Origin of the sequence: Kitasatospora sp. NPDC058048 (genome assembly GCF_042885555.1) — a bacterium.
In the GTDB taxonomy this organism is placed as follows: domain Bacteria; phylum Actinomycetota; class Actinomycetes; order Streptomycetales; family Streptomycetaceae; genus Kitasatospora; species Kitasatospora lactacystinica.
This window is the reverse complement of record NZ_JBHVRT010000012.1, coordinates 80666-100137: the sequence shown is the minus strand read 5'-3', so window position 1 is coordinate 100137 and position 19472 is coordinate 80666. Positions and strand designations below refer to the sequence as shown.

The following is a 19472-nucleotide window of genomic DNA, read 5'->3' as shown; positions in this document are numbered from 1 at the left end:
CCCGCACACTCCGCACAACACCGCGGCCCCTCGCCGAACGTCCTGTACGTTCGGCGAGGGGCCGCGCTGATCGACCGTCGACCGGGCGGGCTACACGCCCGCGGGGGTCTGGTTGTCGATGATCCAGTGCTGGTTCGCCTGGTCGGCGCACTGCCGGACACCCAGTGGGCCGGCGTTCTGGGTGTTGGACGCGGGCAGCTCCAGGCACTTGTTCGACGCCGGGTTGTAGAGCGCGCCGTCGTAGCGGCGGATCCACGTCTGGGCGCCGGAGTTGGTGCATGCCTGCGACACGACCGGGGTGCCGTCGATGACAGTGGCGTCCCGGGTGCCCAGGCAGAGTCCGTTCGGCACGGTCTTGAGCTGATTGTCCCGGGTGGTCAGGAAGTGCTGCTTGTCACCGTTCCAGCAGTCGTAGATCACCACCGGGGAGCCCGCGGTGCTGCCCCAATTGTCCAAGCACTTGTGCGAGTCGACCGCGCTTCGGATGTGGACAATGGACTGAGAGGTGGCGACGGTGTTCGCCTGGGGATCGGTCAGGGCGTACGGGTAGACCCGCACGTCGCTGATCGCGCCGTTGACGTGGTCGCTGGGCGACTTGCTGTTGAACGCGGTACCGCCGACGTTGAGGCTGCCGGCCGGCGGCTTCCACGCGGTGCCCACCTTGGCGGATCCGACGGCGAGGCCGTTGACGTACAGGGTGGCCATGCCGGCCGCGGCGTTGTAGGTGCCGGTCAGGTGGGTCCACTGCCCGACCGTCGCGGCGGTGCCGCCGCTCCTGTCGTACGCGGCGTAGTACTCGGGCGCGGTGACCGAGTCGCTGCTCGGCAGGACGAAGGCCCAGTTGTTGTAGGCCTTCGAGTACTGCAGGTAGAACGGGCTGGCCTGGTTGCCGGTGAGCGAGACCGCGGTCTGGTAGCTGTCGGTGTTGTTGAGCTTCACCCAGGCCGAGACGCTGTAGCTCTGGGTGGCGTCCAGACCGGGGGATGTGGCACCGGAGCCGGCCGGCGCGGTGGTGCGGTAGACGGTCGCGCCGTCGAAGACGGTCGCCTTGTTTGCCGCGCGATTGTGGTCGGTGGTGAGCGCGGCGCCGGTCGGATAGGTGACCTTGGGGTCGCCGCCGTTCTTGTACAGCGTGTTGGTGCTGCTGCTGTCACCCGTGCCGTCGAGCGCCCACCACTGGGGGGCGACCGAGGTGTTCCCGATCGGGGTGCCACCGGCCAGCCAGGTGTAGCCGGCCGACGGGTTGCCGGGGGTGGTGGGGCGGCCCCACCAGACCTCCAGGGAACCGTCGGCCTTCCGGCCCCAGAGGCCGGCGTTTCCGTTGCCGGTGAGGTCGCCGTCCGAGCCGAGGGTCGGGTAGGCGTCGGTGGAGACCCAGCCGATCCGGGTGCCGACGGGCACCATCTGGGTCAGCGTCGGGACCAGCAGCGGCTTGCCGCTGCTGTCGGTGATCGGGGCGCCCTGGTTGTCGATGGCGGTGACGGTGCCGGTGTTGAAGGTGTAGGCGAGGATGTCGTCCTTGGCCCCGTCGGCGGCGGTCGCGAAATTGCGTGCCCACAGGCCCGGGTGGCCCTGCTTGGCCCAGTCGCCGGGGGTGATCAGCTCCTTGTCCTTCCACCCGGACGCGGCCAGCTGGACGGGCTTGCCCAGGGTGTTGGCGTTGGTGGCCGGGTAGTACCAGAGAGCCGCGTCGGCGCCGTTGTTGGTGCTCTCGACGGTGAGCAGGCCGGTCTTGTTCTTGAAGCCCAGCTTGGGGTCGAGGTCGGTGGTGACCGGGTCGCCGAGGGCGGCGATCCGCAGTGTGCCGGACCAGTCGGTGGCGTTGTACCCGGAGGCCTTCAGCCAGGCGCAGTCCTCGGACGCGGTCGGGACGCACTTCGGCTTGGCGATCGACACCGAGTTGTCGACACGCCCGTAGACACCGGTGTTCCCGGGGTTCTGGTAGAGCCGCAGCAGCGCGTCGCCGGGTGCGTGGGCGAACACGTCGTCGATGTTGTTGCCGCCGCTGAGCGTGCCGCGGTGGGTGATCTGGATGCCGCTCCAGCCCTTGCCGCCGGGCGCGTCGGCCGGGGTGGCGACGGCTGCCACCGCAGGGGCGCGGACCTTCGAGTTGCCCGGCGCGTTGAAGGCTCGCAGGTAGCCGGCCTGATCGGGCTGCAGGATGTCGGGGGCGCCGTCGCCGGTGACGTCACCGAAGACCGGCGGCGGGCCGTCCGGGTTCCACGGCACGTAGAAGGAGTACTGCGCGACCGGCGAGACGTTGCGCGCGTTGTCCATCACCTGCATGTACAGGATGTTGGTGCCCCAACGGCCCGGAGTGACGACGATGCCGTTCGTGGGGTAGTCGTTGCCGCAGACCCATCCGGCGCCGGCGAGCTGGGGATCCCAGGACCAGCGGGCGCAGACGACGCCGGAGGCGTTGCCGCCCGGGGCCGGGTCGGTCGCGGTGAACGGCACCACGCCCTGCTGGTCGAGGTGCTTCTTGGTGACCTGACCGTTCCCGGAGGGCGGGAACGTGTACTCCAGTTGGCCCTCGGGCAGCAGGGTGTCGACGTTCGGGACGGAGATGGTCGGAGGGGTCAGGTCGACGCCGAAGCGGCAGGCCGGGGTCCCGGCGGACCGCTGAACCAGTCCGTCGGTGGCCATGGCGTCCCAGCCGTACACGTGGCCGTCCTGGAGCAGGCCCTGCTTGACCTGGAACGCGGCCACGCCGCCGTTGGCCGTCAAAGGGGTCTGGCCGCTGTCGGCGCGGTTGGTGTCGGCATAGTCCCAGATTCCCATCCAGCCGTAGAGCGACTGCTGGACCTGGCTGCTGACCGTCGCGTTGAGGGTGACGGAGCCGTTGAAGCCGGACGCCGAGTTCATCCAGCCGATCGCGTTGCTGTTGCAGCCCTGGTTCTCCGCCCACGGCACGGCCGTGGTGGGCGCGGGGGAGGCGTACGTGTCGGTCGGCACGTTGGGAACGCGGTCGTACTCGATCTCTACGGCGGCGCCGTAGTCGAGCCGCTTGAATGCCGCCGCGTCGGACTCGTTGCGGGCGAACACCCCGAAGGTCATCGTGTCGTTGCTGGTGGCGTAGGTCTGGTAGGCCCAGGTCACGTCGTAGCCGAACTGGTACTTGTCGCCGCAACCTTGGCGGCCTGCGCCGGGCACTGAGGCCTCGGCGAGCCGGCCGCCCACGATGCCGGGTGGGTTGTTCCAGGTGGTCTGGTTGCTGATCGGACCGGTGGCGTAGAGGTCCACGGTGTACTTGTCGGTGCAGGAGTAGGCTGAGGACTCCGTCTCCCACATCGACATGATCGCCTTGTTGATGATCGCGCCCCGGTACCAGTGGGTGTCGAACTGATAGTACGAGCGTTCGATGCCCTTGGTGGTCCGGTAGCCCTGGTAGCCGACCCCGGGACGAGCGTACGGGTCGTTGGTGTTGCTGATCGTCCGCCCGATGTTGGCCGTGTCCGGATAGCCGGACTGGGTCCAGGTCCAGGCGTTGGACCCGTTGAGGTCCGGGATCCAGGCCGGATCGATGAACCAGGGACCCTGACCCTTGCCGAGTACTGAGTCGTCGGTGGTCAGCTCGACGGCGTCGCCCGTGACCGTGACCGGTATGTCGGCGACCTTGGCGCCGGCGCCGGGACCGTCGGAGGTGCTGCGGCGCCCGGACTCCGACAGCGGGGCGTCGACAGCAGAACCGTTCGAGGCCTGGGCCGACTTGGCGGCCACAGCCGGGGCGGCCGAACTGTCCCACAGCCGCGAGGTGGGCGCGTGCCATCGGGGCTTACCGTCGACGGTCTCGGCGGTGAGGTTGCCGGCCCTGTCGGCCCGGACGGTGACGCCCGTGCCCTTGGTGCCGAATCGGACCTTCTTCAGCGCCGGGTTCTTCGCCGCCTCCGCGGTCTTGACGACCAGGACGGTGGAGAGCCCGCCGAACTTGGAGACGGTCACCTTGAGGTCGACCCCGGGGGCGACCTCGGGGTAGAGCAGCACCTCGCCGCCCGAGTCGAGCGACGGCTTGGTGAGCGGGAACGGCGAGTCGATGGTGAGCGTCTCGCCGTCCGCGCTGGTGAGGGTGCCGAGCGGACCCTGACCGCCGCCGGAGAGGCGTACCCCGGACAGGGCGGTCCTCGGGCGGTAGCCGCCCTGCCCGTCCGGGACGAGGGTGCCGTCGAGCGGTGCCCAGGTTCCGTTCTGTTTCACCCGCTGGGGATCGACGTGCTCGGTGCGCTTGAGGTGACCCGCTGCCGTGGCGACGGTCTCGCTGACCTCATCGGTCAATTCCGGTACGGGGACCGGCCTTCCGGTTCGCTTCGCCTCGGCGATCGCCTTGTCGGTCGGGCTGATCAACGGCCTCTCGTCGGCGCGCTTCGCATCGACGGCGGCCATCTTCGCCGCGAGGTCCGGTGGGATGGCGGAAGGGCCGGCGGACGGGGCGCCGACGGTGGTCGGAGGGCTGTCGGCGAAGGCGAGCGGCGTGACCGACGTCAGCGCCAGGGCGACGCCGACTGCGATAGCGACGGCGATACGTGACGAATATCTGGAACGGCGCACGCCGGAGGTGGATCCGAGCGGAGCGGCAGGCATGGTGAAGTCCCCCATGAGTGGTGGGAACGGAAACGGGCGCTGTCGTAGATCGGATCGCCCGCAGAGGTTGTGAGCAAGCTGCCGTAGATGCTGACGCGGCGTCAATCATCATGTGTTGACCGGATGTCCGCTTTGACGGAACGTCCACCAATTTTTTCCGAACGTGACCTCCGTCACACCCTCAGGTGTTCCTCAATTCGCTCGACTACTGGATGGTTTGCCTCCTACCCTCCAGCGAGATCCTGTCCGCGTCGACCCGCGGCGCGGACTCTCTTTGGGGGTAAAAGTGTCTTCCGGACCAGAACGACCACCCCGCAACTCCGGGTGGAGTGAGCCACCGTCACCGTGGCGTAGATCCCGAATGGCAATTCTGAGTTCGTTTGCAGTGCTGGGCATGCTCGTTGCGCCGCTTGGCACCGCAGTCGCTGCACCTGCGGAAGGGGGTAAGGGCAAGATCTGGTCGCCGCCGAACACGCCACTGTCGCGGACGGCCTCGGTTCCCGGGGCGACGGACAAGCCCAAGCCGTTCTCAGCGAACACCGGTTCACCGAACTGGATGCCACCGAAGACTCTGACGCAGCCGAAGCGTGGAACAGCGGTGGTGACCCTGGATGCGGCAGTCGGTCGGAACGTTGAGGCGGCGGATGAGCTGGAACCTGTTGTTGGCGCGTCGAAACAGGTCGGCGACCTGCCAGTCTGGTTGGCTCCGGTTGCCCGTTCCGGCGACGGCGCCATCGCCGCCGCGCCTGTGCAGGTGAAGCTTGCCGCCGCGCCGGGCTCCACGTCCGATGCGGGGGCGTCGGCTACGCTCGTGGAGCTGTCGCGGAGCGGCGACGGGACGGAACCGGGGACGGTCCGGGTCGGGCTTGACCTGGGCGCGATGGGAGTTGGCGGTGATTTCGCACACCGGGCCCGGCTGGCGGTTCTGTCGGAGTGCGCGCTGACGACACCGGACGCTGCGGGTTGCCAGGCGCGTACGCCGGTTGCCTCGCACTACGACGAGCAGGCCAAGCGTCTGGTGGCGGATATCGACCTGCCCGCTTCCACCGCTGCCAGCTCGCTCTCGGAGCGACGGGATCAGGCCAAGTCCGCGGACGCGTTGGCATCGGCGGCCGCCTCTGCGAAGGTGGTCTTGGCGCTCGACAGTACTCCGTCCAGCGGGACCGGTACCTATAGCGCCACGTCGCTGTCGCCGAGCCAGGCATGGGCAGCAGGCAGCGGGTCGGGGTCGTTCACGTACAGCTATCCGATAGTGGTTCCGTCGGCTCTGGGTGGCTCTGCTCCTTCGCTGTCGCTGGGGTACGACTCGGCCTCGGTGGACGGGAAGACGGCGTCGACGAACGCGCAGGCGTCGTGGATCGGTGACGGCTGGGACCTGAGTTCAGGGTTCGTCGAGCGTGGCTACCGGCCGTGCGACAAAGCCGGCATTCCTGGTTCGGGTGACCAGTGCTGGGGTGGTGCGAACCTGACGCTCTCGTTGGGCGGCCACTCGGGTGAGCTGGTTCCGGACGACGCCTGCGTCGTCGGCAGCGCTGCTGACGAGCAGTCGAAATGTACCTGGCACCTGAAGAACGACGACGGCACGAAGATCGAGTTCCTGACTGGTGCCAACAACGGCACCTGGAACGGCTCGTACCTGAAGGTGACCGACACTGGGGGGGTGGCCTACTACTTCGGCCTCAACCAGCTTCCAGCAGCCGATGGTTCACCCAGTAAGGTGGGGTCGGAGAGCAAGTCGGTCTGGACGGTGCCGGTGTACTCGCCGAACGCGGGCGACCCGTGCTACGACGCGGCCAAGGGCAAGGGCTCGTGGTGCCAGACGGCGTGGCGATGGAACCTCGACTACGTGGTGGACCGACACGGCAACCTGACTACCTATGCCTACACGCCCGAGACCAACGTGTACGCGCGCGGTGGAGCCCAGAATGGCGGGAAGGGTACGAACACCGCGTATACCCGTGGCGGTGTGCTCCTGTCGATCACCTACGGGCAGCTGCTCTCCGACCAGCTTTCTGTTGGAGGTGCCTATCAGGCGGCTGCGAAGATCGACTTCGAGTCGGGGGAACGCTGCGTGGCAGGCGCGGCGGCCTGCGACCCCTCGCAGCGCACCGTGGCGAACGCGGTGAACTGGCCGGACGCCCCGCTGGACAAGCAGTGCCCGGAGGCTGGGACGTGCACCAACTTCGCCCCGACGTACTGGTCGACGAAGTGGCTGAACGGGATCACGACGTCGATCCGTTCGGGCGGTTCGTACCGTCCGGTGGACCGCTACGATCTGAAGCACGTGTTCAAGACGCCGCAGAACGCGACCGACAACGCCCCGGTCGCCTGGCTTCAGTCGGTGAAGCGCACGGGTAAGGACACCGCCGACAACCAGGCCGAGCAGACGCTGCCGGAGATGACCTTCGCCGACGAGCTGCTGCCCAACCGGGTCGATGGCCTGGTGCCTGCACGACCGCGCTACAACCGACCGCGACTGGCGGTGATCACCACCGAGACCGGCGGCACGATCATGGTCTCGTACCGCAAGGGGTCCTGTTCGCGCACGGCCGGGAACATGCCGGCCTCGGCGGACAACAATGACAAGAGCTGTTTCCCGGTGAAGTGGTTCGACACCGGCGTGCAGGCCACGGTGGACGACTGGTTCCTGCGCTACCCGGTGGAGGTGGTTACCGCCGATCCGAACAGCAGGCTGATCACCGGTGCGGTGCCGACGGTTGCCTCCTACACGTATGGCCCTGCCGCGTGGCACCGCAACGACAACCCGCTGACCGAGTCCGACTACCGCACCTGGGACCAGTTCCGGGGCTACGCGAGCGTGACCGTGGTGACCGGCTCGGGCAAGGACGGGCCGCAGTCGAAGTCGACGACCAGCTACTACCAGGGCATGGACGGCGACTACAAGGCGGACGGCAAGGCCAAGGCCGCCTCCGTCGCGGGCGTGAAGAGCGGTGGACGGGCCGACTCCGACTGGCTGTTCGGTCAGATCCTGGAGACGGACAGCTATGCGGACGCCTCTGCCGACACGGCTTCGCCGCTCTCGTACACGGTGAACTCGTACGGGGCCCCGGTGGTGAAGGCCACGCACAAGCGGACCGCCCTGCCGGACCTGGTGTCCAGGTACCAGGCGACCACGGTCACCTCAGCCACGACAGCGGTGACCACGACTGGTACTCGCACCACGTCGACCGTGACCACGAGCGACCCGGGAAACAACAACCGACTCACGACCTCGCTGAGTACGGCAGACGGCACGCCGGACGTGTGCACGCGCTACCGCTACGCGGCTCCGGCGAGTCGGCAGGTGACCAGTCTGGTCTCCGAGGCGTTGGTGATCTCCGGTGTCAATGCCTGCACGGCGGATGTGTCGTCGGCGAACACGGTGTCCGGCACCCGCACGCTCTATGACGACCAGGACTTCGGCGCCGCCGGAGCCAAGGGCGAGATTACCGGCACTCAGGTACTGGACCATTACGACTCCAATGGTGCCGCCCAGTTCATCACCAAGGCGACCGCCCGCTACGACGCGTACGGTCGCACCACGGCCGCCACCGACCCGACGGTCTCGGACAGCGCCAACCCGGGCGGTGTGACCACGACGACCGCGTACAGCCCGGCGAGCCCGGGTGAGCTGCCCACCAAGGTGGCCACCGGCACCCCGGCCCCGGCCGGCTCGCCGGACGCGGGTATCCCCCGCACGACCACGGTCACGTTGAACCCGGCCCGAGGTCTGGCGCTCACCATGAGCGACCCCAACGGTAGGACGGTGACCAAGACCTACGACGGGCTGGGCCGACTGAAGGCCGTCTGGGCACCGGGGCAGGACACGTCGGCCAACGCCAACGCCACCTACGACTACGCCGTCAATGGCACGTCGTCGCCGTCCACCATAGCGACGAACTCGCTGCGCTCGGACGGCAAGACCTATGGAAAGGCGGTGCAGATCACGGACGGTCTGGGCCGCTCGGTGCAGACCCAGGACGAGCCGGCGGTCTCTGCCTACCACGGTCGGCTGATCACGGATACGTTCTACGACTCGCAGGGTCGGGTCAACGGCAAGTACGACACCTACTACGAGGAGACCACCGCTCCGAACACCACCCGGTGGATCCCCGAGGGTGCGAAGGTGCCCAATCTGAGCACGATCCAGCGCGACGGCCTGGGGCGTCCGGTCAGCACACAGTTCGTCGCTTTCGGCAAGTTGCAGACCACGACCACCACGGCTTACCCGGGGGCGGACCGGGTCGACGTGTCACCGCCGACCGGTGCGACCGCCACCAGTACCGTCACCGATGCCCGCGGCCGTACCGCCCAGCTGTGGCAGTACCGGACGCCTACTGCGACCGGGAACCCGGCCGATGCCGACGTTTCCAAGTACACCTACAACCCGGGTGGCCAGCCGGCGACCCGTGTGGACGCGGCCGGGAACGCCTGGAGTCTCGCCTACGACCAGCGCGGTCGCCTGGTGAAGAGCGACGACCCGGATTCCGGTGTCTCGACCCGCACGTATGACGCGGGGAGTCGGGTCGCGACCACGACGGACGCGCGTGGGCAGACGATCGCGATCACGTACGACCTGCTCGGCCGCAAGACGGGTACGTACACCGGCATGGTGGACCCGGCGAACCAGCTGACGGGCTACACCTACGACACCGTGGCGAAGGGGCAGACCAGTTCCTCGACCCGCTACGTCGGTGGTGCGAGTGGTCAGGCGGCCTACACCAAGTCCGTTGCTGAGTTCGACGCCGCCTACCGTCCGACGAAGACGACCGTGTCCATCCCCGGAAGCGAGATTGGCAAGACCGGTCAGGCAACCTTCGACTACACAGCGGCCTACAACCCGGTCACTGGTGCCATCGTCGCCGACGGGCGCGCCGCGGCTGGGGATCTGGCGCAGGAGTCGATCAACTACAACTACGAGATGTACGGAAAGCTCAACGACATAAGCGGCGCGGGCATCACCTACCTGCGGCAGGCGGACTGGGACGCCTACGGGCGTAACATCCGTACCACGATGAACTCGTGGGCTTCCCAGATCGTCGCGACGAACACGTACGACGAGCCGACCGGACGCCTGCTGACCCAGTACATCGACAAGCAGACCAGTGGTACCGGCACCGTCCAGAACAGCACCTACGCGTACGACCCGGCGGGCCAGATCACCGCGATCCGGACGATCCCGAACAACAACCCGGCCGCGACCGACCTCCAGTGCTTCACCCACGACTACCTGGGCCGGATCACCTCGGCCTGGTCGGACACCGGTCGCTTGGAGCAGCCGACCCCGTCGCTCGCCGGGCAGGGCGCCTGCGCCAACGCGACGCCGACCAGCGGTGCGGTGGCTCCGGCGAAGACGACGGTGGGTGGCAGCGCGGCGTACTGGCAGGACTACACCTACGACGCCGTCGGCAACCGGACGAAGCTGGTCATGCACAACCCGACCGGCGACGTCTCGAAGGACCTGACGATCGACCAGGTCTTCCCGGCCCCGGGCACCCGCAACACGCCGACCATCGCGGCTGGCACGGGCGGCGGCACCGGCGGTCCGCACGTACCGACGGCGGTGAAGTCCACTTTCCCGAACAATGGCAGCACCCCCGGCGCCAACCAGTACGACGCGGCCGGGAACGCCACGAAGATCGCCAACCCGGGCGCCAACAAGACCCTGGGCGCGGGTTTCGTGCTCAACTCCGGGGAGTCGGTGCGCTCGAACTCCACCCAGCTGACCATGCAGGCCGACGGCAACCTGGTGCTGACCTCGCTGCGGACCGGCCTGGTGACCTGGTCGAGCAACACCCAGAACCACCCGGGTGCCTGGGCGACCATGCAGGACGACGGTAATTTCGTGGTCTACGACCCGCAGCGAGTCCCGCTGTGGTCGTCGCAGACCTGGATCGGGGCGGGCAGCAAGTACTTCGCGGTCGTCCAGGACGACGGAAAGTTCATCGTCTACGCGCCGGGCTGGGTCTCCAAGTGGAGCACCCCCACCTGGAACGCCCTGGACGGGGCCAACGGGGCGGACCTGACCTGGGACGCCGAGGGCAAGCTCGCCTCGATGAAGCAGGGCACCGCCACCACCAGCTACCTCTACGACGCGGACGGAAACCAGCTGATCCGCCGCAACCCGGGCAAGGTCACGGTCAACCTCGGCGGCGGAGACGAACTCGTCTACGACATCGGCAGCAAGACCAGCACCGGTACCCGCTACTACACCATTCCCGGCGGCATCACCCTGGTCCGCCAGGGTCCGACCAAGCTCACCTACCAGTTCTCCGACCACCACAACACCGGTACGCTCTCCATCGATTCGGCCACCAGCACCGAGACCCGCCGCTGGACCGACCCCTTCGGCGTCCTGCGCGGCTCAGGCGCGGCCAACTCCTGGGCCGGCGACAAGGGCTTCGTCGGTGGTCTGAAGGACGACACCACCGGATTCACCAACCTCGGCGCCCGCCAGTACCAGCCGGGCACCGGTCGCTTCCTCAGCCCGGACCCGCTGATCCTCCCCGAGGACCCGCAACAGTGGAACGCCTACGCCTACAGCAACAACAGTCCGGTCAACAAGACCGACCCGACCGGCATGGCATGGGAGGAGTGCGTAAGCGGCTTCGCCAACTGCACCAACAAGGGAACCAAGCTTGATGAGACGCAGTGGAAGGGCTCGCAGTACGGCACGATCGTTGAGGAGAACAGGAAGGCGGAGCCGCTCCGCAAGGCGGGTTACGCCGAGTACGTAAGGCAGAAGATGACGAACACCCTTTCCAGCCCGAGAAGGGAGCAGGCGGTGCCTGATGGCGGAAAGGGGGTGATCGGTCATTCCTCGGAGCTCTTGGCTGAGGAGCCCATGGCCCCGGACAAGACGATCGGGAAGGATTTCGATTGGGCCGAAACTGCCGGTCCGGTCAGCCTGACGACGACCACCACGGATATGACGCAGTGGAACAAGCAGATCAGCAAGAAGAGGGCGTCCGGCCATGACATGAAGGTCGGTGGAGAGGCGAAGATCAAGGTCGGGCCACTTGAGGCCGGGAGCCTGAGCGGCGAGGAGAGCTGGGACTGGAGCGAGGAGGACTCGGAGGACAAGACCGACGGTGGAAGTAAGACGGGGGTGAAGACCATCACGAAGACTCTGAACGCTCCGGCCAAGTCCTCGTACGGGTGGTCCCCTCTGGTCACCCGGCGGGTCTACCGGACCACCTACTACCACGAGGACGGAACCGTGACGTCAAAGGACTGGGTGAACGATTACGTTCACACCTGGGTGATGGTCATTTACGACAACCGTGCCGCGGTGCAGGACGTCAATGAGCCCTAGCGATTCGTATCGAGGTCGCTCTGGTACGGGAATCTCAACAGCTGATCGGAGAAGGATAATGAGGGACGTGAGATGCTTTCGGTGAAGCTCCGTACCGTTCTCGCAGGCTTGCTGTTCGGTACCTGTGCTTGCACCGCGGCACCCGGTGGACATGGTGCTGCGCCGGACATGCTGGTTGCATCTGGTACGGCCGGGGCGGGGTCCGCAGGCTCGGCTGGCGGGGAATCTCCAGGACCGACAGTGTCGGAGGACGCCAGGCGGCAGATCCTGCAGTTGGCCGAGGCGAGCGGCAATGCCCCGTCAGGTGGCGAATTCGTGGTTGCGGAGTACGACAGCGGCTACGGCCCGGAACTGATCTGGCAGGCCGAGAAGTCTGGTGCCATCTGCTCGGCTTCGCCGAAGGTCGTCTCGCGTGGATGCCTTCCGCTCGCGGATATAGCCGCGAGGCCGAACCCCGGAGTCGGAATCTTCCTCGGCGGCAGCCTGCACAATGGCCAGTGGTCGGTAATGCTGATGGCCAGTGGTGAGATGATCAATCAGATCTCTTGTCAAGGGGTTTACTTTCCGGCGCGAAAGGTATACTCGATCACCGTTGATGATGTACTTCGCATCGTCTACACGATATCCATACCGCAGAGCCTCCGAGGCGAGTACCGGGTGGCAGTCCAGCGCGACGGTGTGCCGGCCGAGGACCGCGTGATTCTCGACATGGGGAAGGCCTCCGTGCAGTGCTGAGAGGTCGGCCCCGGTGCGGTGCCCCGTCGCCCCGAGTGGGAGGCGGGGCACCGTCCCGTTCCGTTGGGCGTGGCCTACCGGGAAGCGAGCTCCTTGGTCTGCGCGGACGGATACGTTCTACGACTCGCTGGGCCGGGTCAACGGCAAGTGCAACACCTACTACGAGGACACCATCGCTTCGAACACCACCCGGTGGATCCCCGAGGGTGCGAAGGTGCCCAACCTGGGCGTGATCCAGTGCGACGGCCTGGGGCGTCCGGTCGGCACACAGTTCGTCGCTCTAGGCAAGCCGCAGACCACGACCACCACGGCGTACCCCGGTGCGGACCGGGTCGACGTGTCGCCGCCGACCGGTGCGACCGTCACCGATGCCCGCGGCCGCACCACCCAGCTGTGGCAGTACCGGACGCCTACTGCGACCGGGAACCCGGCCGATGCCGACGTGCCCCGCTACACCTACACCCCGGGAGATCAACCGCCCACCAGGGTCGACGGGGCGGGTAACACGTGGAGCTACACGTACGACCAGCGCAGTCGGCAGGTGAAGGTGGACGGCCCCCAGGGTGCCTGCGCCAACGCGACGCCGACCAGCGGCGCGGTGGCTCCGGCGAAGACGACGGTGGGTGGCAGCGCGGCGTACTGGCAGGACTACACCTACGACGCCGTCGGCAACCGGACGAAGCTGGTCATGCACAACCCGACCGGCGACGTCTCGAAGGACCTGACGATCGACCAGGTCTTCCCGGCCCCGGGCACCCGCAACACGCCGACCACCGCGGCCGGCGCGGGCGGAGGCACGGGCGGTCCGCACGCACCGACGGCGGTGAAGTCCACCCTCCCGAACAACGGCAGTACCCCCGGCAGCAACCAGTACGACGCGGCCGGGAACGCCACGAAGATCGCCAACCCGGGCGCCAACAAGACCCTGGGCGCGGTTTTCGTGCTCAACTCCGGGGAATCGGTGCGCTCGAACTCCACCCAGCTGACCATGCAGGCCGACGGCAACTTCGTGGTCTACGACCCACAGCGAGTCCCGCTGTCGTCCTCGCAGGCGTGAATCGGGGCGGGCAGCAAGTACTTCGCGGTTGTCCAGGACGACGGAAAGTTCATCGTCTACGCGCCAGGCTGGGTGCAGCAACAACAACCCGGTGGACAAGACCGACCCGACCGGCATGGCACTGGAGGATTGTGCCAACGGGATGGCCAAGTGCTCCAACATGGGTACCAAGGTCGAAGGCTTCGGGGAGAACTATCCGGCGATCGTCAAGCAGATCAAGGCTGAGGAGCTCATCCGCCAGTTCCGCTGCCAGCTCTACCTGGAGCACCAGAAGGCGGAGGAGATGATGAGGCAGGCCCGCAGGAGCTATGGCCTTTCCGAGCTGAAGAAGTACAACGAGAAGACTAAATACCGGCGCCTGCCGAGCGGGGTCTTTGCAAGCACCGTCCGTGGGAATGTGATCAGGCGGCGCTCATTAAATTTACAGCGGACGAGCTCAAGTGCAAGGAATATCCTGATGTCCCGAAGGGTAGAGACACCGACGAGTCGAACGCATTTCACCACGCCGTGTGGCAAGGGATGCTCACGTATCACTTCGGATCTCAGGCCGCATGGGGGTGGGCTGATGCTCACGAGGCGTACGGCTCCAAGGCTACGCAAGAGGATCACATAGCCGACCTGATGAACAATGTGAAGGGTCGAGCGATCGGCGAGGCGGCCCGTGAGAAGTTTGGGCCGCCGGAGTTGGTGAGTTGGGACATCAGGCAATCGCCCGCGATGACCTACATCATTGATATGGCTCGGGAGTATCTGACCGACGGGAACTACGCCCGGAGAAGTGACTTCGACGACTGGGAAAAGGGTTAGGTCGGCGCGTTCGGTTGCTGAGACGTGGCGGGGTGTCCTTTGTGGCGACCCCGCCGCGTCGTCCATGGACATCTTGAGGAGGGGTGCATGAAGGGACGGCGGATTGTTCTATGGAGTCTGCTTGGTGGGCTACTGATTGTATGCGGCACGGGGTGGGCCGTATGGCTGGTGATCCGGCCGGATTGGCCTGACGCGCCCGATCCGATCGGGCGGTGGACAGGTGGGACAGCTGTTGTCGAGCTGCTTCAGGAAGGAAGGCTGGGGTCCGCGCAGGTGCCGGCATATGTGTGTAGCGGCTCTGTGGCGGACAAGGCGCGGCTGGTGGAGATCGAGGGGCATTGGCGGGAATCCTTTGTTGACGACGTGGGTCCCGGGTTTCATGTGGTGGCGAAACGGAAGGACGACGGTGGGGCCTGTGGTTTCCTTTTGACGGCTCAGGAGAATGGGAAGGATCTCTGGATGCTGAAGGAGCCAGGCTTCCTGATGACCAAGTCCTGATCGATCGTCGCGGCTCGGAAAATGAGTCTTGGCAATCGAGCGGAGTCGACGTCTTGTCGGGAAGCGGCATCCAAGGAGGCGCGCTTCGGTGGCCTGCGGGCTGCCGTCGATCGTTTCGCACGGTGTGGGGTAGGTGCCCGACCCGGCCGTCATCGGGGCTTGGAAGGCGCGCGTTGCTTCGGTGAGGTCCTTGGAGAGTGGCAAGTCAGGCGAGGTCCTTCTGCTGACTGCCATGCGCCGCGGGACAACTCGCCGACGGCCGTGAAAGGGAAAAGGAGGGCGAGTGTGGCTCAGGATGACCGGGGTGGGCGAGGTCTGGGAGCCGTTCGTCCGGCAGTGATTCGGTGATCGTGACATCGTGTTGAACCCTGCCTTCGGGAGCGCCCCATCCGGCGAACGGATGGGGCGCTCCCGGTGTGTGCGGGTGTGCGGGTGATCCTTTGAGGGAGGGGCGGGAGACATGGCTGCCGGAAGGTGGTTTCCGAGGTCGCGGGAGGGGGTGGTCCTGGTGGTGGGGCTCGTGCTGATCGCCGGAGCCGCCGGCTATCTGAAGCTCAGGCCGGGTGGGCCGGAAGCCAAGGACTACGTGGGCCGCTGGGTCGCGCGGGACGAGGTGATCGAGCTGCGGGAGGGCGGGGCGCTCGGGGAGGTGCGGCTCGACGGCTACTTCTGTTTGAAGGAGCCCGTGGCGGGCGCCGAACCGCTCGGCGAGTACCAGGGAACCTGGAAGATCGGGAGCGTCGATGATGCCGGGACGGGGGTTTTCGTGACCCTGCGGAACTATGACAGAGGGCGGGACTGCCAGATCTACCTGCAGGAAGAACAGAGCGGGCAGGTGGCTGGTCTGGCCGCACAGTCGCGGGGGAGTGAACAGCGATCGTTCTCAAGGGTGTAGTGCGTCGGGGCGGGAGCGGCCTGGCCGTCGCGATGGCGTCGGTGTTGCCGTTGGCGGTGGGGTGTTCGGCCGGGCCCGACGAGAAGCCGCCGGTGGTCGGGACCTGGAAGTCGGGCATCGGGTCGATCCAGTTCCTGGAGGGCGGCAAGCTCGGGGAGGTGAGCCTGCTGCCTGCCGCATGCCGTGGGGAGAAGTCGTCCACGCCGGTGCAGTTCACCGGCACGTGGAAGCATGGCAAGTTGGAGGACGCCGGGACCGGAGCGTGGGCCACGTTGACGTCCGTCGCCGGCTATCCGACGTGCGAGAGGTACTTCCAGTACTTCACGTACGAGGGGCAGGAGCGGCTGCAGCTGACCGGGGTCTCGATCGCCGATGAGCCCTTCGTCCGGCAGTAGTCCACCAACCGTCAGGGTGCAGTAGGACAAGCTCAGGGAGCGCCCCATCCGGCGAACGGATGGGGCGCTCCCTGAGCTTGCCCGTTGGCAGGGTGTTGTTGGGGGGCGGGGAAAAGGAGAGGTGCTCCGATTGGTTGCAGGTGGAGGCGGGGACCTCACCGGGGAGCCGTTCCTCCGGCGAGAGGGACATGTGATCGGCACCGTGGTGGAATGATCGGTTTCATGGATCGCCCTCGTGTGAAGCAGCGTTCAAGGCCCCGGGCCGCGCTGGTCGTTCCGGCCCTGGCGCTGATCGCCGGCCTGCCGCTGGTGGCGTCCTGTGCGGCGGCGGAGCCCCCGGCACCTGCGCCTACGCCGACGGTGCGGACGGACCTCGACCCGCTGAAGCGCCGCTTTCCGCAGTTGGGTTCGCTGTCCGGGGCCACGTGGGTCAGCCGGGTGTTGACCCAGAACTCCGTGGATTGGGTTCCCGGGCCGACTGACGTGAGCCTCGACGGGGTGGCGCAGGTCGAGCCGGCGACGCTGGCGGCGATCACGTCGAGCGGAACGTGGGAGGAGGCCGTCATCGAGTGCGGTGTCCCGAAGGAGATCGCCACCGAGGTGGGTGGCGAGACCGGATGGCTCCACAGCAGGGCCTTCGACGAGTCGATCACCCGGACCCAGTATTCGGGGAGCTTCTACTTCGACAAGCAGACCGGCCGGGTCTACTTCTGCACGATCAACCCTAAGGTGCGGACCGAGGGTTGAGCGGTCGCCCGTTCACGGCCGGGCGGCCGTGCCGAAGGGGTTGTCGATCACGTAGTGCCAGTGGCCGGCCGGGTCGCGGCGGGCGACGTCGGTGGCGGTGCCGGTGAGGTGGATGTCGGTGCCGTCGGGGGTGGTGCCGGTGATCTCCCAGTCGACGATGAGCAGGGCGATGTCGTCGGCGACGTAGGTGTGCCGGGGGCGGACGGTGATGGGCAGGCCGAGGGCGAGGAACTCGGCGTTGGCGCGGTGGAGTTCGGGCCCCGTGGCGGTGGCGCCGGGGGTGGGGACGAAGACCGCGCCGGGCTCGTAGACCCGGGCGAGCAGGTCCGGGCGGCCGGAGTTGAAGGCGGCGGCGAAGACGGCCGGGTGTTGTGCCGGGTCGGTGCTCGGGGGGAGGGTGGCGGGGTGAGTCATGCGAGCAGTGAAGACCGGCCCGGCGTGGGTCACCAAACGGGAAGTGACGGGCGGGGTGAGCGGGGCTGGGACGAGGAGCTGGTGCCGGACGGGCGCGGCCGCACCACCCGCCCGGAGCCGGACTGCCCGGTGGAGGTGGCGCTCGCGGCGGTGGCCGGCCGGTGGACGACGCTGGTGCTGCGCGAGCTGATGCACGGGCCCGCCTCGTACGGGGAACTGCGGGAGCGGCTGCCGGAGATCAGCTCGAAGGTGCTCGCTGAGCGCCTGCAGGCCCTGAGTGAGCGGGAGTTGGTGGTGCGGGAGCGGTGGCGCGGGTTCCCCGTGCGGACCTCGTACCGGTTGACGCCGGCCGGGGAGGCGCTGCGGCCGCTGCTGGTGGAGCTGTACCGGACGGGTGTGGCGTTGGCGGGGCGCAGCTAGGGTCGGGCGGCCGCACCCCCGTGGCGGCCGCCCGTGCGCGAGGTCCTACGGGTGGTAGACGACCTCGGGGAAGGCCTTCGACGGGCCGTCGAGCAGCTTGCCGCAGTGGCGGCCCCGCAGGTGGAGGTCGAAGAAGGCGCGCGGGTAGGCCTGCTGGATGAGGGTGCCGCGGTCGGGGTCGAGGGTGCCGACCTGGGACTGGATCTGCTCCTCGGTCATGCCGATCAGCCGGCCCGCCTGCGGGATCAGCGTCATGTTGTCGCCGTACGAGTTGTGCACGGCGCCGGTGGCCTGCACGTCGAGGCGCCAGCCGCGCAGGTGGCCCCAGAAGGTCGCGATGTAGGGGCTGGTCGCCCGGGTGTAGTCGGCGGTCATCATCATGAACGGACGGTCGATGTCGGTGGTGATGGCGGGGTTCGACTCCATTCGCCCGTCCAGGGTGAGGCCGGCGCGGATGCGCTGGTCGGCGACCATGGCGAGGCCCACGGCGGTGCCGCCCTTGGACCAGCCGAAGGCGCCGATGTTCCGGGCGTCGAGGCCGCCGAGCAGGCCGTTCGGCAGGGTGCGGCCGTCGACGTCGGGGTTGCGGCCGTTGGCGAGGTCGACGACGCGGTCGAGCAGGAAGAGCAGGTCGGCGGCGTAGTCCCTCGGGTACAGGCCCGGGGCGACGCCGTCCCGGGTGACGACGGTCCCGTCCGGGAACTCGGTGATGCCGTCGTGGGTGTGGTCGACGGTGACGACGGCGAAGCCGTGGCTGGCCAACTCCTGGACCACGATGGTGTGGTCGCCGCGGTGGCCGCCCGCGCCGTGCGAGTAGAGGATGACCGGCAGCGGCCGGCCGGCCCGGTGGACGGGTGCGCCCTGGTGGCCGGCGGTGAGCGGGGCGAGCGAGAGCGGGAGGGGGAAGCCGACGTCGTCGAGGAAGGCCTTGAGGGCGCCCTCGGTCATCCAGGGGGCGAGCGGGTAGGCGGCGGCGTCCGCGGTCCGGGCGGGGTACCAGACGGTGGCCATCAGCTCGCGGAACTTGCCGGGCCGGGCGTTCGGGTCCGGCCGGGACTCGTCGCGCAGGTGCAGCGGCACCATGCCGACCGGGAAGGGGCCGGTGGGCGCGGTCAGGGTGAGGCGGGAGGGGGATGCGGCGCCGGAGGAGGGGACGGGAGCGGCGGCCGGGGCGGCAGCGGGAGCGGCCGAGGCGGTGCGGGCGAGGCCCAGCGGCGCGACGGCGCCGAGGGCGAGCGCGGTGCCCAGTATGCGGCGGCGGGTCGGTCCGGTACGGCGTGCGGTCGGCGTGGTGTCCAGCGGCGTGGTGTCCATGCGCGGAACGCTGTCACGCGGGCCGGGTGGGCGACATCAGTCCGTCGATTGATCCTTCGTCATGTCGTATTGGCCCACGGGTTTACATCCCCGGGCTGATGCGGACCGGCTCCGACGAGCACCAACGAGCAGCAGTCGGCACCGGCAGACGGCACTGGCAGACGGCAACGCGGCGCCGCCGGGGCGACGCCGCGTTGCCGGCCGTGACCACCGGTCGGGCGTTCCTGGCCCGCTTCGTACCGGATCCCCTGTGACTGCTCCTTGTTCCGCCGGTCCGCGTGCGTCGGTGGAGGCGGA

General features: G+C 67.9%; 13 protein-coding genes and 1 pseudogene. 11 read left to right on the top strand and 3 right to left on the bottom strand.

Features of this window, described 5'->3' with window-relative positions; translation table 11 throughout:
* Positions 1–90 precede the first annotated feature (90 nt).
* Positions 91–4272, bottom strand: a complete 4182-nt coding sequence (locus ACFVVA_RS15835; protein ID WP_387689817.1) for a LamG-like jellyroll fold domain-containing protein — start codon at positions 4270–4272, stop codon at positions 91–93.
* Between ACFVVA_RS15835 and ACFVVA_RS15830 the strand changes: the two genes are divergently transcribed.
* The 10 genes and pseudogenes from ACFVVA_RS15830 to ACFVVA_RS15785 all read left to right on the top strand — a co-directional run bounded on the left by ACFVVA_RS15830 (position 4241) and on the right by ACFVVA_RS15785 (position 17027).
* Complete coding sequence (locus ACFVVA_RS15830; RefSeq protein ID WP_387689815.1) at positions 4241–4651, top strand: hypothetical protein; 411 nt, start codon at positions 4241–4243, stop codon at positions 4649–4651. The genes ACFVVA_RS15835 and ACFVVA_RS15830 overlap by 32 nt on opposite strands.
* Positions 4652–4939: 288 nt before the next feature.
* On the top strand, positions 4940–11893 hold the full coding sequence (locus ACFVVA_RS15825) for an RHS repeat domain-containing protein (RefSeq protein WP_387689814.1): 6954 nt from the start codon (positions 4940–4942) through the stop codon (positions 11891–11893).
* 240 nt (positions 11894–12133) lie between these two features.
* The gene (locus ACFVVA_RS15820) at positions 12134–12628 is read left to right on the top strand and encodes a hypothetical protein (protein WP_387689812.1); all 495 of its coding nucleotides are present in this window, start codon (positions 12134–12136) and stop codon (positions 12626–12628) included.
* A 214-nt stretch (positions 12629–12842) separates the two neighbouring features.
* Entirely contained in the window at positions 12843–13685 is an 843-nt protein-coding gene (locus ACFVVA_RS15815; RefSeq protein WP_387689810.1) for a hypothetical protein, read from the top strand.
* Between the two features lie 348 nt (positions 13686–14033).
* Positions 14034–14291 (top strand): annotated as a pseudogene (locus ACFVVA_RS15810) (DUF6973 domain-containing protein); the annotation flags it as partial.
* 15 nt (positions 14292–14306) lie between these two features.
* A complete protein-coding gene (locus ACFVVA_RS15805) occupies positions 14307–14492 on the top strand; it encodes a hypothetical protein (RefSeq protein ID WP_387689808.1) in 186 nt (61 codons plus the stop codon).
* An 87-nt stretch (positions 14493–14579) separates the two neighbouring features.
* Positions 14580–14990, top strand: a complete 411-nt coding sequence (locus tag ACFVVA_RS15800; protein ID WP_387689806.1) for a hypothetical protein — start codon at positions 14580–14582, stop codon at positions 14988–14990.
* Positions 14991–15489: 499 nt separating this feature from the next.
* Entirely contained in the window at positions 15490–15885 is a 396-nt protein-coding gene (locus ACFVVA_RS15795; RefSeq protein WP_387689804.1) for a hypothetical protein, read from the top strand.
* Between the two features lie 32 nt (positions 15886–15917).
* Positions 15918–16280 carry a hypothetical protein gene (locus ACFVVA_RS15790; protein WP_387689802.1) on the top strand — a complete coding sequence of 121 codons (363 nt, stop codon included), beginning with the start codon at positions 15918–15920 and terminating at the stop codon, positions 16278–16280.
* A gap of 210 nt (positions 16281–16490) precedes the next feature.
* Complete coding sequence (locus ACFVVA_RS15785) at positions 16491–17027, top strand: hypothetical protein (RefSeq protein WP_387689800.1); 537 nt, start codon at positions 16491–16493, stop codon at positions 17025–17027.
* Between the two features lie 12 nt (positions 17028–17039).
* Here ACFVVA_RS15785 and ACFVVA_RS15780 read toward each other — a convergent pair whose 3' ends face one another.
* Positions 17040–17441, bottom strand: a complete 402-nt coding sequence (locus ACFVVA_RS15780) for a YybH family protein (RefSeq protein WP_387689798.1) — start codon at positions 17439–17441, stop codon at positions 17040–17042.
* A gap of 24 nt (positions 17442–17465) precedes the next feature.
* On the opposite strand from ACFVVA_RS15780, the gene ACFVVA_RS15775 reads away from it, so the two are divergent.
* Positions 17466–17861 (top strand): winged helix-turn-helix transcriptional regulator, encoded by a 396-nt coding sequence (locus ACFVVA_RS15775; protein WP_387689796.1) that lies wholly within the window; start codon positions 17466–17468, stop codon positions 17859–17861.
* Between the two features lie 45 nt (positions 17862–17906).
* On the opposite strand, the gene ACFVVA_RS15770 is transcribed toward ACFVVA_RS15775, so the two are convergent.
* Complete coding sequence (locus ACFVVA_RS15770; protein WP_387689794.1) at positions 17907–19175, bottom strand: alpha/beta hydrolase family protein; 1269 nt, start codon at positions 19173–19175, stop codon at positions 17907–17909.
* Positions 19176–19472: the final 297 nt, after the last annotated feature.